Origin of the sequence: Paraflavitalea sp. CAU 1676, from assembly GCF_029223285.1 — a bacterium.
GTDB lineage: Bacteria > Bacteroidota > Bacteroidia > Chitinophagales > Chitinophagaceae > Paraflavitalea.
On sequence record NZ_JARHUJ010000004.1, the window covers coordinates 84,758 to 98,546 of the forward strand.

Below are 13,789 nucleotides of genomic sequence, written 5' to 3' on the forward strand. Positions count from 1 at the left end.
TTAACTGGTTCTTTTTTCAGACGAGCACCTGCACACCCGGCGAATAATATGCCAGATCGAAAATTATGGGTTCCATTTTTTTAGCCAGTTGATTTGTTCTTCCGTGTCTGGTACTTTAAGTCCGCGGGCTTTGCTGACGTGTTCGATCAGGTTGTTGAACGGGAGGCCGAGGTGAAGCAACAGGCATCCTGCGATAATAGACGAGCGTCCAATGCCCATGCGGCAATGAATGACGATGGTTTTTCCGTTGCCGAGCGATTGCTGTAAGGAGGTCACCAGATCCCTCACTTTACCGGAGTGGGCAGGAATATTTCTATCGGGTATTGGATAGTTGATGAATTGAATATCGTACTGAGCACAAAGGTCTGGCTGCCTGCTAAGCCCCAGCTCACGTATTTCGTGAGATTCTAATAAGGAAACCATAACACCAATACCTTGTTTTGCAAGGTTTGCTATTTCACCTTGCAACCATTCTTCTCCCCTGGGGCGTGCCATAATGCCTATCCGGGCTTGATTCGAAGTTTGGTGAAGCCAGTATACTTTGGAATGCATGAATATTTTTAATGTGATCATTTAGTCCCAGTCCTCAAATTCCAAAGCTTGTTGAAGAAGGAAAATACTGGCAAAGAGTAGCATTAAGTTCTGATGGCCTGTGAGTTCAATCTCCCCCTCGAACGCCACCCTTGAGTGAGTGAGTGTTTGAATAAACCAATATTTTGGTTTACGAATTTGCACTGAATAATTGACCCATTGGGTAGGATTGCCCACTTGGATAGTGAGCACCTTGATCTGCTTATCGAACAACGATACTCCTTCGTTGATTTTACCAGCCTTGTAAACCTGATCGCCCAGGAATAGTTTCCCATAAGGAGTCCATTCGCTTGTTTTCTCTTTCCGGTCGTATCGGCCAATGGTTTGATTGGTCGTTTGATCAATGATCGGGTACTGCTTGCTCCGCAGGAATCTATAAATGTACTCAATCCTGATATCGCATTCCCCAAACCCAATAAATGAAACAGTATCACTATGAAAGAATTTACCAATCACCTTATCCTGCGACGAAACGGTGAACATTGAACAGCAGTCCAGCCGGCCGTAGCCTGCCATATACCGATGCTCCAGTAATTCTTTCCTGATGGAGTATTGCATACCAGTTTGTATGCGCTACAAGTTATTGCTTTTTATCGGTTAGCCAAACCACCTTCTGCTCGGGCGTATGTTCTTGTCCGATGATGTCGCGGTACAGGTCGGGGCGGCGGGCTTTGAGGTATCGGTAGCCACCTGCCTGCCTGAGTTTTTCGGGGGTAAGGGTAGCAGTTACGAAATCATCGCCGAGGGTGCGGCATTCTGCGATGATATCTCCAAAAGGATCGAGGATCATGGAGCACCCATTCTTTAGTTGGTCGTCGTCCATACCAATGGGGTTGGAGAAGACCGTATAGATGGCATTGTCATAAGCGCGTGCGGGCAGCCACTTCATCAGCCAGTCGCGCCCTTTCATTCCATCAAATTCAAGGCGCAAGGAGGTAGGGTCTGCTTCCCGGTTTTCCCAAAGGGTTGGGTCTACGAAGCCAGCTCCCGGACGGGTAGAGGGTGTACACATCGTTACATGCGGCATGAAGATCACCTGGGCTCCGAGCAGGGTGGTGGCCCTTACGTTCTCGATCACATTGTTGTCGTAGCAAATTAGGATACCGCATTTCCAGCCATGCAAGTCAAACACGCAGTATTGATCGCCGGGTGTAAGATGCGGGTTGATGAAAGGATGTAGTTTCCGGTATTTAGCGACCAATCCATTTTTATCCACGCACACGTAGGCTTTGTAGAGATAGTCCTGGTCGTCTTTTTCAAACAGTCCGGCCAGTATCGTGATATCGTATTTGATCGCTATGTTTTGCAGTTGACGGATACTATCACCCTCCGGTATCAATTCTGCAATGGCCAGCATTTGCTCTTTAGAGAGTTGGCGGGCGAAGGTATAACCGGTGATGGAGCACTCATGAAACGCGATCACCTGTGCGCCCTGAGCTGCTGCTTTGCCAGCCAGCTGATCTATGATGGAAAGATTGTATGCTTTATCGCCGCTTTTGTTTTCGAACTGGGCGGTAGCTATTTTGAGATTGTTCATAATTAACTTTTTTTCTCAACCCATTACCAGGGCAGACCCTGCAAATCGATTGAAGCTGGTGTTATTGGTGTGCCCGGACTAAGCAACATCGTATTGGCTGCCCATAAACGGCGTCCCTGGGGTTGGTCGAAATATACTTCACTGTTTACCGCATACCATCCCAATTGGTTGTAATAGGGGATCATCGCATCGGCACATAACAAGAGCCCTTGCCCGCATCGCAGGTCGGTAAACAGGAAATGGCGTGTGTTGTTCAATAAGCGTGTTGCGTAACCTTTTCTCCGGTACTCGGGTGGTGTGATGACGTTATTGATGCCGCCTGCCTTGCAGGGAACGCCATCAATCAATATGTTTCGCTCGATGATATTGTAAAACGAAAGTATCCTTTCGTCTTCCATGTACAGGATGGTCCAGTGGGGAGTTGCCCAGCTCGTTTCCTGCACTATAGGGATATGACCAAACTCTGCATGAATAGCCTGATGGAGTTGCAGGCGGGTGCCTTCGCTTAACTCGTCATATTTTTCAATGCGGATCATCGCAGTGAAGGTAGCCGATTTCACTGCAATTGCCGCTACCTCCAACAAAAAAGCACCCACGAATGTGGATGCTTTAAGATATTATTTACAGTTGTACTTAGGCGTCTTTGCCGTGGCAGTTCTTGAACTTTTTGCCGCTGCCACAAGGACAAAGGTCATTGCGGCCCACTTTAGGTCCTACGCGCACAGGCTCTTGTTTTACCTGAGTAGAAGGATCGAGGTAGTCGTTCTCGTTGGCCGCATAGTCATCGCCCCGGCGATCTACTTCTTCCTTATTGGCCTGCATACGACTCATATCGGTCTTCTCTTCGTGCCCTTCCCGGATCTGTTGTGGATTTTGTTGCTCCACGGGGATATTGGCATGGCTGAGGAAGCTGATAATGTCTTTGTTCACATCGCTATCCATCCGCTTGAACAGGTCGAAAGCCGTGATCTTATAGATCACCAGCGGATCTTTCTGCTCGAGGTAAGCTGTTTGTACGCTCTGTTTCAGATCGTCCATAGCGCGCAGGTGCTCTTTCCAGGCATCGTCGATGATGGCCAACGTGATCTGGCGCTCCAGGGCATTGGTCAGTTCACGGCCTTCTGTCTCTACCGTTTTATTCAGATTGGCCAGTACCTGCATTCCCTTTTTACCGTCGGTAAATGGTACCACTACGTTCTCGATATGGGCTCCCTGTGTTGCACGGATATTTTTGAACACCGGCACTGCCTGCTGCTGAACGTCAGTCAGTTTACGCTGGTAGCGTGTTGTAGCCTCTGCATACAGGCGGTCGGCCAGTTGTCCGGCATTGCCCTTATTGAACTCTTCTTCTGTAATAGATGTGTCTATACCAAAGTTTACGATGGTTGCCATCTTAAATCCTTCGAAATCGCTCTGCTCCTGGAATCCGGAGATCAGGCTTTCTGCTACGATATAGAATGCGTTATCGAGGTCGAGTGCGAGGCGGTCACCAAACAGCGCGTGGTTACGTTTCTTATAGATCACATTACGCTGCTTGTTCATGACGTCGTCATATTCCAGCAGGCGCTTACGGATACCAAAGTTGTTCTCTTCTACTTTCTTCTGCGCACGTTCGATGCTCTTCGTTACCATGCTGTGCTGGATAACTTCCCCTTCTTTGTAACCAAAGCGGTCCATGATGGAAGCGATACGTTCGCTACCGAAGAGGCGCATCAACTCATCTTCCAGTGATACATAAAACTGGGTAGTACCGGGATCGCCCTGACGACCTGCACGGCCACGAAGCTGGCGGTCCACACGGCGGCTTTCATGGCGTTCTGTGCCGATGATGGCCAAACCGCCTGATTCCTTAACACCAGGTCCGAGCTTGATATCCGTACCACGACCCGCCATGTTGGTAGCGATGGTTACAGCGCCGGCCAATCCAGCCTCTGCTACCACCTGCGCCTCACGGGCGTGTTGTTTTGCGTTCAAAACGTTGTGGGGGATCTTTTTACCCTGCATCATCTTGCTCAACAACTCACTCACTTCTACCGAAGTAGTACCCACCAGTACCGGACGGCCTTCGTTACGCAGCTTTTCAATTTCATCGATCACCGCCTTGTACTTCTCGCGCTTGGTCTTGTACACCAGGTCTTCCTGGTCTTTACGGATGGCTGTTACGTTTGTTGGGATCGTAACTACATCCAGTTTATAGATATCCCAGAACTCACCGGCTTCCGTAACAGCTGTACCGGTCATACCGGCCAGTTTGTGGTACATCCGGAAGTAGTTCTGCAAGGTGATGGTCGCATAGGTTTGTGTAGCCGCTTCGATCTTCACGTTTTCCTTGGCTTCAATAGCCTGGTGTAAACCATCGCTGTAACGGCGTCCATCGAGGATACGGCCGGTTTGTTCGTCAACGATCTTCACCTGTCCTTCCATCACCACATACTCGATATCCTTATCGAAAAGGGTATAGGCTTTCAGCAATTGCTGCACCGTATGGATACGGTCGGCCTTGATGGTGTAATCGTTGAGTACCGCTTCCTTGCGTTGCAGTTTATCTTCGCTGCTCAGTTCTTCTTTTTCGATCTCGGCCAATTGAACGCCGATATCCGGCAGCACAAAGAATTCGGGATCTTCGCCCGACCGGGTGATCGCCTGGATACCCTTATCAGTAAGCTCCACCTGGTTATTCTTCTCGTCGATATGGAAATACAATTCCTGGTCAACTGTTGGCATTTGCTTCTGCTGATCGGCCAGGTAGTAGTTTTCTGATTTCTGAAGTTTTACCCGTACGCCTGGTTCGCTGAGGAACTTGATCAGGGCGCTGTTCTTGGGTAAGCCACGGAAAGCACGCATCAGGGCGAGTCCGCCACCTTTGGGTTCATCGTCGCCGTCGGCAAATAATTTCTTGGCTTCGTTCAGGTATTTGTTGGTAACCTGTTTCTGTACCTCTACCAGCTTCTCTACGCGGCCTTTCAGGATATGGTATTGCTGGTCGTCGCCACGGGGCACCGGACCCGAGATGATCAGGGGCGTACGGGCGTCGTCGATCAATACGCTATCCACCTCATCCACCATGGCAAAATGGTGTTTGCGTTGCACCATTTCTTCCGGACTGTGTACCATGTTGTCGCGGAGATAGTCAAAACCGAATTCGTTGTTTGTACCGTAGGTAATATCGGCCTGGTAGGCCTTGCGCCTGTCGGCACTATTGGGTTGGTGTTTGTCGATACAATCAACGGTAAGGCCCAGCCATTCGAAGATGGTGCCATTCCATTCAGAGTCACGTTTGGCCAGGTAGTCGTTCACGGTTACGATATGCACACCTTGTCCGGCGAGCGCGTTCAGATAAGCCGGCAGGGTAGATACGAGTGTTTTACCTTCACCGGTGGCCATTTCCGAGATCTTGCCTTCGTGCAGCACGGTACCGCCGATAAGCTGTACATCGTAATGCACCATGTTCCAGGTGATGGGCGCGCCGCCTGCATTCCAGGTATTCTTAAATATCGATTTATCGCCTTCTATCCGGACATATTCTTTTCTTACACTCATGTCGCGGTCGAGTTGCGTGGCTGTAGCAACGATCTCGGTATTTTCCTTGAAGCGACGGGCGGTTTCTTTTACCGTAGCGTAGGCTTCGGGAAGAATTTCTTTGAGCACCTCTTCAATTTGCTTATCGCGCTCCTTGATCAGTTTGTCAACCTCTTGATAAATAGCATCCTTGCCGTTGATATCGCTAAAGGGGAGCTCTTCGGCCTGTTTGTTCAGGGAGGCCATATCTTCATCGATCTTTTGCAGGTGGGTCTTTATCCGCTGGCGGAATTCCTGGGTCTTATTCCTTAACTGGTCATTGTTCAGGGATTGGAAGGCGGCAAAGTGCTTGTTGATCTGCGCCACGATGGGTTGGATATTCTTGATATCCTTCTCCGACTTGCTGCCTCCAAACATTTTCGATAAGAAACCTAACATGATTATAGCTGGTTGATGTGTTTATAAGATTATTGAACCTTCCTGTCGTCAAAAAAGATGCTATACTTTGATAACGAGCCAATTTGACAGGACGTCAAAGGTAAGGAAAAGCGAGCGTAGTGGACCACGCCAATGAGGTGTGATGTGAAGTGATTGATGGTTTCACCGGGCGAATTGAGCGATGATTCAGTCAGAACAATGCCTGTTCGCGCTCACCCAGGCTAAAATTGATCCTACCGGGTTCATTATAGGTGTTCTACAGACCGGTAAAAAAAATAATGTATCATTCGCTCCGGCCGCTGCTGATGCATCTGGTCATGAAACGGATTTTCTCATCCGGCAGACTGAGAAATCACATTGATGGAGAGCATCTCTGCAAACTGTAATGGCTCATGCGCCAGCATTGCATGATGGAGGCGGTAATGAGAGGCTATTTAAGGCAAAAAGGCAGCAAAACGGAAATGTTTTGCTGCCTCCTGACCTGGCTATCAATGATAACTTTTGCTATTTAATGTTGGTTGGTGATCACCCCGGACTTTACTTCGTTCTTTACGGGCTTCAGGCTTTGCAGGTATTTGAACAAGGCTTTCAGTTCATCGTCACTCATGCGCGAGTAGGAAGGCCAGGGCATGGGACTATGCGGGTTGATGCGGCCCTGACGGAATCGTTGTATGAATTGCTCCTGCGACCATCCGGCGAGCCTGCCGGTAGTGGCGTCGGGCGTAAGGTTGGGGGTAAGCAGGGAATATTTTTCAGCGTCGATGATCGATTCGATCGTCATGCCGCCGGCAAAGGGTTCGCCGATCATGGCGCCAGTCATCGGATCGCGGTTGCTGTGGCAGCCCACGCAATTGGCGATGCTGTTGGCTATGTACTTACCGTAATTGGCGGTAGTGTCGCGAGGAATACTCTTCCGGATCGGCATCGACGGGCCCACGGGTTTGATCATAAATGCTTTCACCACCTTGCCCATAGTGAATATCTCATGTTGAGGCACTTCATGTTTTACAGGCTTTTGACTGCGCAGGAATGAAATGATGGCAGTAAGATCCTCATCGGTAGCATCATGGAACGGCATGAAGTCGAGCACCGCGGTATTATCGGGGCGCACGCCATAACGTAGCAGCCTGGCAATCTCCGCATCGGTACGTTTGCCAATGCCGGTTTCCATATCGGGTGTAATATTCCTTACGTATATAGTAGCGATGGGCAATTTAAAAGGCATGCCTCCACTGAGCGGCACTTCCTGGCCTTTCAGCATCAGTTCCTTTGAAGCGGGATCGTGGTGACAATCGGTACAATGGCCCGGACCATAAGCTATATACCGTCCGCGGGCGATGATACTGCTATCCGTCGACGCTTTGATATCGGGATAAGGCGCTTCGAATTGCAGGTTCTGCCGGCAGGCAACTGTAATGATCAGCCCCACGACCAGCACGACGATGATAATACCTGTCCACTTAAGGATCTTCAGAAATACTTTCATGGCTTTATAAAATTCAAATTGGTTATGTTGAAAGGTTAGAGAGGCAAATCTTGTTATTTATCAGCCCGCGAGAAAGAGAGAGGCGGATAGATTGTCGAATGCTGGTAGTGAATTGTGGTAGTCCGTCGGGCGCCCCGTCATTGGAAAGAGAAAAACTTAACAGGTCGCGGTCACCAGAAGCTGCATGGCGAGCCGTTGCTGGTTTTAAGTATGAAGCCGCGAAGCATTAGACGATGGACAGGCGCACTGGGGCCCCTATTCCTTCAAGCAGCTCACGCTGGAGACTAGCGGGCTCGTCGGGAATTGTTTGATTTTCTGGCAAAATTTATTTGTTGGAATGATAAAATAGTTAGTATTTTTACTGCTAAAATTATTAGTCTATGGGAATAGCTGGTAAAAACCTTAAATATCTCCGCAAGCTGCGGGGCTGGACCCAGGAAGAGTTTTCCAACAAACTGGGCATCAAGAGATCCTTGTTAGGCGCTTATGAAGAAGAAAGAGCCGATCCACGGATCGAGGTGCTGGAGCAGGTAGGTGAGTTATTCAAGCTTACGCTCGATGAACTGTTGTTGAAAGACCTGGGTGACGCAAAAGGTAATTACCTCGCAAAACGAAGGGCGCAAAAAATGTCTACCGGCTCCAACGAGATCCAACTCGTGCCGGTGAAGGCTGCGGCAGGTTATCTCGCCGGATATGCCGACCCCGAATTCCTGGACGAACTCAATACATTCACCTTACCGATGCTCGCTCCCGGATCTTACAGGGCATTTGAAATTGTGGGCGACTCCATGTTGCCAACGCCCAGTGGTTCGGTGATCGTAGGAGAAAAGGTGGATGATGTAGATGATGTGAAGAACAATAATACCTACATCGTTATCAGCCGTAATGAAGGCATCGTCTATAAAAGGGTGTTGAAGAATACGCGTACGAGGAATAAGTTTACCCTGATCAGTGACAATGTTGCTTATCAACCCTACAATATCAATGCAGAAGATGTGATCGAGTTGTGGAAGGCGACGATGGTGATCAGTAAGGCTAACGTACAACAGCGTTGGGATGTAAACCAACTGGCCAGTGTGGTGAGTGACCTGCAGGAACAGGTGAGCCAACTGAAGAAAAAGAAAGCGAATTAACAGGACGGATTATTGGATAAAACTGGCATTTGGTTGGCAGTACGCAGGTACAAGCCGCATGCCATGTAACACGCAGCGACCGGTAATTATAGGAATATAGTTATTCGTCGTTGCGTTTTTTTGTGCGCTATTATGTTGCAGGTAAGTGAGCAATATCCTCCTGCAATCGATCTGTTATCAGCCGTAAATATCCAATGCAGCCCGGAACGTGTTGCAATGCGCCTCGACGATCGTCTTCACCTGGGGCGAATAACCTCCACCCATCGCCACTGTACAGGGTATGTTGTGACGACGAAGCATTGAAAATACAATCTCATCCCTGCGGCGACAGCCCGGCATCGAAACTTTTAATTTTCCGAATTTATCAGTATCCAGGATATCGACGCCCGACAAGAAGAAAGCAAAGTCGGGTTTTAGTTGGTTGATGAGGGTTTGAAGGGTGTTTTCCAGCAGTGGCAGATAAATGGCATCGTGGGTGCCATCCTTTAAGGCAACATCCAGGTCGCTCCGTTCTTTATGAAAGGGGTAGTTGTGATCACCATGCATGCTGAAAGTAAATACGCGCGGCTCTTTTTCGAAGATGCGCGCGGTGCCGTTACCCTGGTGCACATCGAGGTCGATGATCAGTATCTTTTGAGCTAACTGGCGATGCAATAAATAATTCGCGGCAACAGCGAAATCGTTCAGCAGGCAAAAACCTTCTCCTCTATCTGCAAAAGCATGGTGTGTGCCACCTGCCACATTCATGGCAACTCCATATTCCATTGCAAAATGACAGCAGTCGATCGTACCCTGCGCGATCACCAGTTCGCGTTTAGTCAAAGCCGGCGATTGCGGAAAACCTATATGCCGCTGCTCTTTGGCCGACAGCGTTTGCCGGTGCAGCTTCTCCAGGTAAGCGGCATCATGCGTCCACAACACGAACTCGTCCGGGCAAACTTCGGGTGTAAATAAATTCAACGCGGTGATGCTTCCTTCATAGATCAATTGTTCTGGAATGAGTTCATATTTCACCATCGGAAACCGGTGGCCTTCGGGCAGGGGATGGGCGTAGATGGGATCGAATGCAATCTTCAACATGGGCAACTCATTGCAATTGAATGATCTGTTTATTGACGATGGCGAAGACGTTTTCGTCGGCAGCCGGGTTGATCATAGCCAGGCCGGTAAACTGTCCAAATGCCGGCAATACGCAAAATGACCGGGTGAAATAAAAGCAGGGAAAGGACAGTGATTGTTTGCCCAACCCGCTTATACGTACGCCGGGATGCAGGTGGCCCGAGAAACTATACAGCTGCTCACTGTTGATGTGCTCGGGTAGCAGGTCGTGGATGAAATTAAAATGGGTATGTAAAGTAAGGGACTCCTCGATGACTTCTATAGCAGCCTCCCTGTACCACTGGTCGCGCAGGATATCGTGGTTACCCCGCACGAGCCGGATGGGCAGATCGGCAAAATCATGGCGCCATCTTTTAAACAGCTCCAGCTCTTTATTCTCCCGGCTGTGAAAAAGATCACCCACTACGATCACCTGTTCGGGTTGAAAATATTGCAGCTGACCTACGAGGCGCTGAAGGTCATGTTTGTAAACCATTTGTGGAATGGGGATGCCGTTCTTTCTGAAATGACCCGATTTGCCAAAATGGAGGTCCGACACGATCAGGGCTTTGGCTTCTTCCCAGAAGATGCAGCGATCGGGCGAAAGCCAGAATTGATGTTCGAATATTTTATGTGCTACGGGTACTTGCATGAAGAACAGCAAAGTTAGGGAAAGGTAGTAAGATGTGCTGGCCTTCGCTTTCTGCGGCTGCAAAGATGATGTTTTTGTGTACATATACAGTGGATGTCACAGCAGCGAAGCTCACCCCGGCAGCCTTTGAAAACCTCACCGGTCATTTCTTCACGGCGGGCTTCACAGCAGCGATCTCTGCCTGTAATTGCTGCGCCCAATCGATCAACGCCTGATTCTCTTCGTCGGTGAGTTTGGCTTCGCCGTGCATCCACAAATAACTGTTCAGGGGCATCTCTTGTTTTTCGATCACCTCGATCACTTCCTCCATGGCATGGTCCTGGTCTTGCGGTGAATAGGTTCCAAATTCGTTGAAGTTGAGGCTCCGTTTTCCATCTTCCACATGATCTTGCATCCACCAGCCAACGGGCTGAATGTTGGTATACCAGGGATAGTGGGTGTTGTTGCTGTGACAATCATAGCAGGCGCGCTCCAGTATTTCGGTGATGTCGGGTGGAATGAAATAATGCTGCGTGATGTCATTGGCTGTTATGCCAGCCGATTCATTGCGATCGGGGCGGATGAACTGGATGCCAATAAGGATGATCAACAGTATACCGATGATCTTCTTTTTCATGCGGCGGGTATTAAGGTGCTCTAAAATAACGAATCCGCAGAAAGGCAGGAAGTATTTACACGAACAGGCAGGATTACTTGCTTAACTGCAGCTGCATTTTCTTTACGCGGTCTTCCAGTTTTTCGGAAGTCAGTTGTTCGCGCATACTGTCTACCTTGATGGGGAAGCAGAAAGGGGTAAGCCGTTCGGGAAATGTGAGGATGATAGTGGATTGCTGAATACGCTCGAGCATATTGCGCAGCCTTACTTCTTCCATTTGCTGGTCCAATACCTCCTGGTAGGCCTGGCGCATCAACAGGTTATTGGATTCATATTCTGCAAATACGTTGAACAGTAAGGATGCCGATGACTGCAGGTGCCGTGCTTTCTTATATTCGCCGGGAAAGCCCTGGAAAATGAGGCCGCCAATAACAGCGATATCCCTGAACTTGCGTTTGGCCATCTCACTGGCGTTAACGCTGCGCTGAATATCTGCCAGCAGATCCTCTGGACTGAACAGTTCGTACACATTGGTATCGTCTACTGGAATGGGCTGATCGCTCAACAGCTCGAAGCCATAGTCGTTCATGGCAAAGGAGAAGGTGATGGGAGTGATCTTACTGATGCGGTAAGCCAGGATGGCTGCCATTGCTTCATGCACAAGTCGCCCCTCGAACGGAAATACAAAGAGATGGAAGCCGTCTTTGGTTTCTATCTGCTCGATCAATAGTTCATTTGCTCTGGGTACATGCGAAAGCGATTCCTGCAATTGGAAAAGCGGTTTCAATACGGTTAATTCGATATCGGTAGCCGGCGTTTTTTTAGCAGCTTTACGCCCTGTCGCAGTTGGCGAACCGTTGTTGCCGACAGTATCATTTCGGACAAGGGCTTCTGCTTCCGTAAACTTCTCCCTTAATTTTTTTCCGAGGTTGGCCGATAAGGGCATCCGGCCACCATTCCAGCTGGGTACAATGGCCTTGGTGGCATTCGACTTTCTTACCAGTGCCGTCATATCCTTGATCATGACCAGCTCGAGATTCCTCCCTGCGAGTGTAAAAACATCGCCGGGCTGCAAGCGCGAAATGAAGTATTCTTCGATCACCCCAATGAATCCGCCGCTTACAAACTTTACTTTCATCATCGACTCGCTAACGATGGTGCCAATGTGCATGCGGTGCCGCATCGCGATACGCCGGTTCGTGATCCGGAACAATCCATCGATCACTTCTATTTTCTTATAATCATCATATTGTTGCAGGGCAGTGCCACCGGCCGTTACAAAATGCAGAATGGCAGACCAGTCATCGGGCGACAGATCGCGGTAGCAATAAGTGGCGGTTAGTTCATGGTAGAGTGTGTCGGGCGAAAAGCCATCCGAAATAGCGAGGGTGCTTAGGAATTGGATCAGCACGTCGTAGCACAGCAGCATAGGATCGCGGCTTTCGATGAAGTTTTCCTCTATGGCCGATTTGAGGGCAGCTGCTTCTACCAGCTCCAACGAATGGGTAGGCAGAAAATAGATCTTACTTACCTCGCCCGGTTGGTGGCCCGATCGGCCGGCCCTTTGTAGAAAACGGGCCACTCCCTTAGGTGACCCCACCTGTATTACTGTTTCCACCGGGCGGAAGTCAACTCCCAGGTCAAGGCTGGCGGTACATACAACGGCCTTCAGTTTGCCGGTATGCAAATTTTCCTCCACCCATAGGCGTAATTCCTGTTCAATGCTGCCATGGTGCAACGCGATGGCACCTGCCAGTTCGGGGGCAATGTTCAACAAGGTCTGGTACCAGCGCTCACTCATGCCTCGTGTGTTGATGAAGATGAGGGTAGTACGGCTGTTCCCGATGATCGGGATTACTTTATCCGCCAGTTTAATGCCCAAATGGCCGGCCCATGGATATTGCTCTATTTCATCGGGAATGATGGATTCTATTGCTACTTCCTTGCGTAACTGTGCTTTGACGGTAGCTCCCGTTCCACCTACCGGTGCCAATAAAACTTCCTGTGCTTCATCGAGGTTACCAATGGTAGCGCTGATGCCCCAAATGTTGCAATGACGGTTATAATGGGCTTGCTGCACATGCACGATCCGCGTGATCGCCAGTTCTACCTGTACACCACGTTTGCTGCCGATAAGTTCATGCCATTCATCGACAGCTATAATTTTAAGTGATTTGAATACTTCGGCATAACCTTTTTGCGCCAGCAGCAAATGCAGGCTTTCGGGGGTAATGACAAGCGCCTCGGGCATCTGCCTTTTTTGACGTTGCCGTTCGTTGACATCGGTATCTCCATTGCGGATACCTACCTTCCAGCTCATACCGAGTTCAGTAATGACCTCCTCCATGGCGCGGGCTATATCTTTTCCCAATGCTCGAAGTGGTGTAAGCCACAACAACTGCAGGCCGTTCTTTGATTTGGATTGGTAATTGCCGGGATGCATGTTGATGAAGTCGATGACTGCACCAAGAAATACCGAGAAGGTCTTGCCAAAGCCGGTCGGAGCATTTACCAGGCCGCTGCGATTATTCACAATATGATCCCAGGCTTCTTCCTGGAACGGAAATGGCCGATGTCCTTTAGCTGCCAGCCATTGCTGCACGATCTTATATCCTATGGTTTCACGAAGCTCCACTACACCCACTGAATTTTGAAGAATGGTCCGGCAATTTACGTGTCCTGCGGCAGATGCAGTCCATGTTTGATGGACGATTTTACCGGCAAGGGAAATTGCAGATGG

At 49.3% G+C, this 13,789-nt stretch carries 11 protein-coding genes; 1 reads left to right on the plus strand and 10 read right to left on the minus strand.

Annotated elements, in window-relative coordinates; all coding sequences use genetic code 11:
* Window positions 1-63 precede the first annotated feature (63 nt).
* The 6 genes from P2H89_RS13375 to P2H89_RS13400 all read right to left on the minus strand — a co-directional run bounded on the left by P2H89_RS13375 (window position 64) and on the right by P2H89_RS13400 (window position 7,571).
* The gene (locus P2H89_RS13375; protein ID WP_345799367.1) at window positions 64-573 is read right to left on the minus strand and encodes a dual specificity protein phosphatase family protein; all 510 of its coding nucleotides are present in this window, start codon (window positions 571-573) and stop codon (window positions 64-66) included.
* Window positions 574-1,149: a hypothetical protein gene (locus P2H89_RS13380; protein ID WP_275827535.1), complete on the minus strand. Its 576-nt coding sequence runs from the start codon at window positions 1,147-1,149 to the stop codon at window positions 574-576. It abuts the gene before it with no gap.
* 22 nt (window positions 1,150-1,171) lie between these two features.
* The gene (locus P2H89_RS13385; protein ID WP_275827537.1) at window positions 1,172-2,128 is read right to left on the minus strand and encodes a nitrilase family protein; all 957 of its coding nucleotides are present in this window, start codon (window positions 2,126-2,128) and stop codon (window positions 1,172-1,174) included.
* A 23-nt stretch (window positions 2,129-2,151) separates the two neighbouring features.
* On the minus strand, window positions 2,152-2,664 hold the full coding sequence (locus tag P2H89_RS13390) for a GNAT family N-acetyltransferase (RefSeq protein WP_275827539.1): 513 nt from the start codon (window positions 2,662-2,664) through the stop codon (window positions 2,152-2,154).
* Between the two features lie 97 nt (window positions 2,665-2,761).
* Window positions 2,762-6,085 carry a preprotein translocase subunit SecA gene (secA, locus tag P2H89_RS13395; RefSeq protein ID WP_275827541.1) on the minus strand — a complete coding sequence of 1,108 codons (3,324 nt, stop codon included), beginning with the start codon at window positions 6,083-6,085 and terminating at the stop codon, window positions 2,762-2,764.
* A 508-nt stretch (window positions 6,086-6,593) separates the two neighbouring features.
* A complete protein-coding gene (locus tag P2H89_RS13400) occupies window positions 6,594-7,571 on the minus strand; it encodes a c-type cytochrome (RefSeq protein WP_275827543.1) in 978 nt (325 codons plus the stop codon).
* A gap of 380 nt (window positions 7,572-7,951) precedes the next feature.
* On the opposite strand from P2H89_RS13400, the gene P2H89_RS13405 reads away from it, so the two are divergent.
* Window positions 7,952-8,704: a LexA family transcriptional regulator gene (locus tag P2H89_RS13405; protein WP_275827545.1), complete on the plus strand. Its 753-nt coding sequence runs from the start codon at window positions 7,952-7,954 to the stop codon at window positions 8,702-8,704.
* A gap of 177 nt (window positions 8,705-8,881) precedes the next feature.
* On the opposite strand, the gene P2H89_RS13410 is transcribed toward P2H89_RS13405, so the two are convergent.
* The 4 genes from P2H89_RS13410 to P2H89_RS13425 form a co-directional block, all read right to left on the minus strand.
* On the minus strand, window positions 8,882-9,784 hold the full coding sequence (locus tag P2H89_RS13410; protein ID WP_275827547.1) for a histone deacetylase: 903 nt from the start codon (window positions 9,782-9,784) through the stop codon (window positions 8,882-8,884).
* Window positions 9,785-9,791: 7 nt separating this feature from the next.
* Window positions 9,792-10,454 (minus strand): ligase-associated DNA damage response endonuclease PdeM, encoded by a 663-nt coding sequence (gene pdeM / locus P2H89_RS13415; RefSeq protein WP_275827549.1) that lies wholly within the window; start codon window positions 10,452-10,454, stop codon window positions 9,792-9,794.
* Between the two features lie 142 nt (window positions 10,455-10,596).
* Window positions 10,597-11,070, minus strand: coding sequence for a heme-binding domain-containing protein (locus P2H89_RS13420; RefSeq protein ID WP_275827551.1), 474 nt, complete (start codon window positions 11,068-11,070; stop codon window positions 10,597-10,599).
* 73 nt (window positions 11,071-11,143) lie between these two features.
* Window positions 11,144-13,684: a ligase-associated DNA damage response DEXH box helicase gene (locus tag P2H89_RS13425; protein WP_275827553.1), complete on the minus strand. Its 2,541-nt coding sequence runs from the start codon at window positions 13,682-13,684 to the stop codon at window positions 11,144-11,146.
* Window positions 13,685-13,789 lie beyond the last annotated feature (105 nt).

Coding starts and splice junctions, on each gene's coding strand:
- P2H89_RS13375 (WP_345799367.1), bottom strand. CDS start 573: ATGATCACATTAAAAATATTCATGCATTCCAAAGTATACTGGCTTCAC.
- P2H89_RS13380 (WP_275827535.1), bottom strand. CDS start 1,149: ATGCAATACTCCATCAGGAAAGAATTACTGGAGCATCGGTATATGGCA.
- P2H89_RS13385 (WP_275827537.1), bottom strand. CDS start 2,128: ATGAACAATCTCAAAATAGCTACCGCCCAGTTCGAAAACAAAAGCGGC.
- P2H89_RS13390 (WP_275827539.1), bottom strand. CDS start 2,664: ATGATCCGCATTGAAAAATATGACGAGTTAAGCGAAGGCACCCGCCTG.
- secA (WP_275827541.1), bottom strand. CDS start 6,085: ATGTTAGGTTTCTTATCGAAAATGTTTGGAGGCAGCAAGTCGGAGAAG.
- P2H89_RS13400 (WP_275827543.1), bottom strand. CDS start 7,571: ATGAAAGTATTTCTGAAGATCCTTAAGTGGACAGGTATTATCATCGTC.
- P2H89_RS13405 (WP_275827545.1), top strand. CDS start 7,952: ATGGGAATAGCTGGTAAAAACCTTAAATATCTCCGCAAGCTGCGGGGC.
- P2H89_RS13410 (WP_275827547.1), bottom strand. CDS start 9,784: ATGTTGAAGATTGCATTCGATCCCATCTACGCCCATCCCCTGCCCGAA.
- pdeM (WP_275827549.1), bottom strand. CDS start 10,454: ATGCAAGTACCCGTAGCACATAAAATATTCGAACATCAATTCTGGCTT.
- P2H89_RS13420 (WP_275827551.1), bottom strand. CDS start 11,070: ATGAAAAAGAAGATCATCGGTATACTGTTGATCATCCTTATTGGCATC.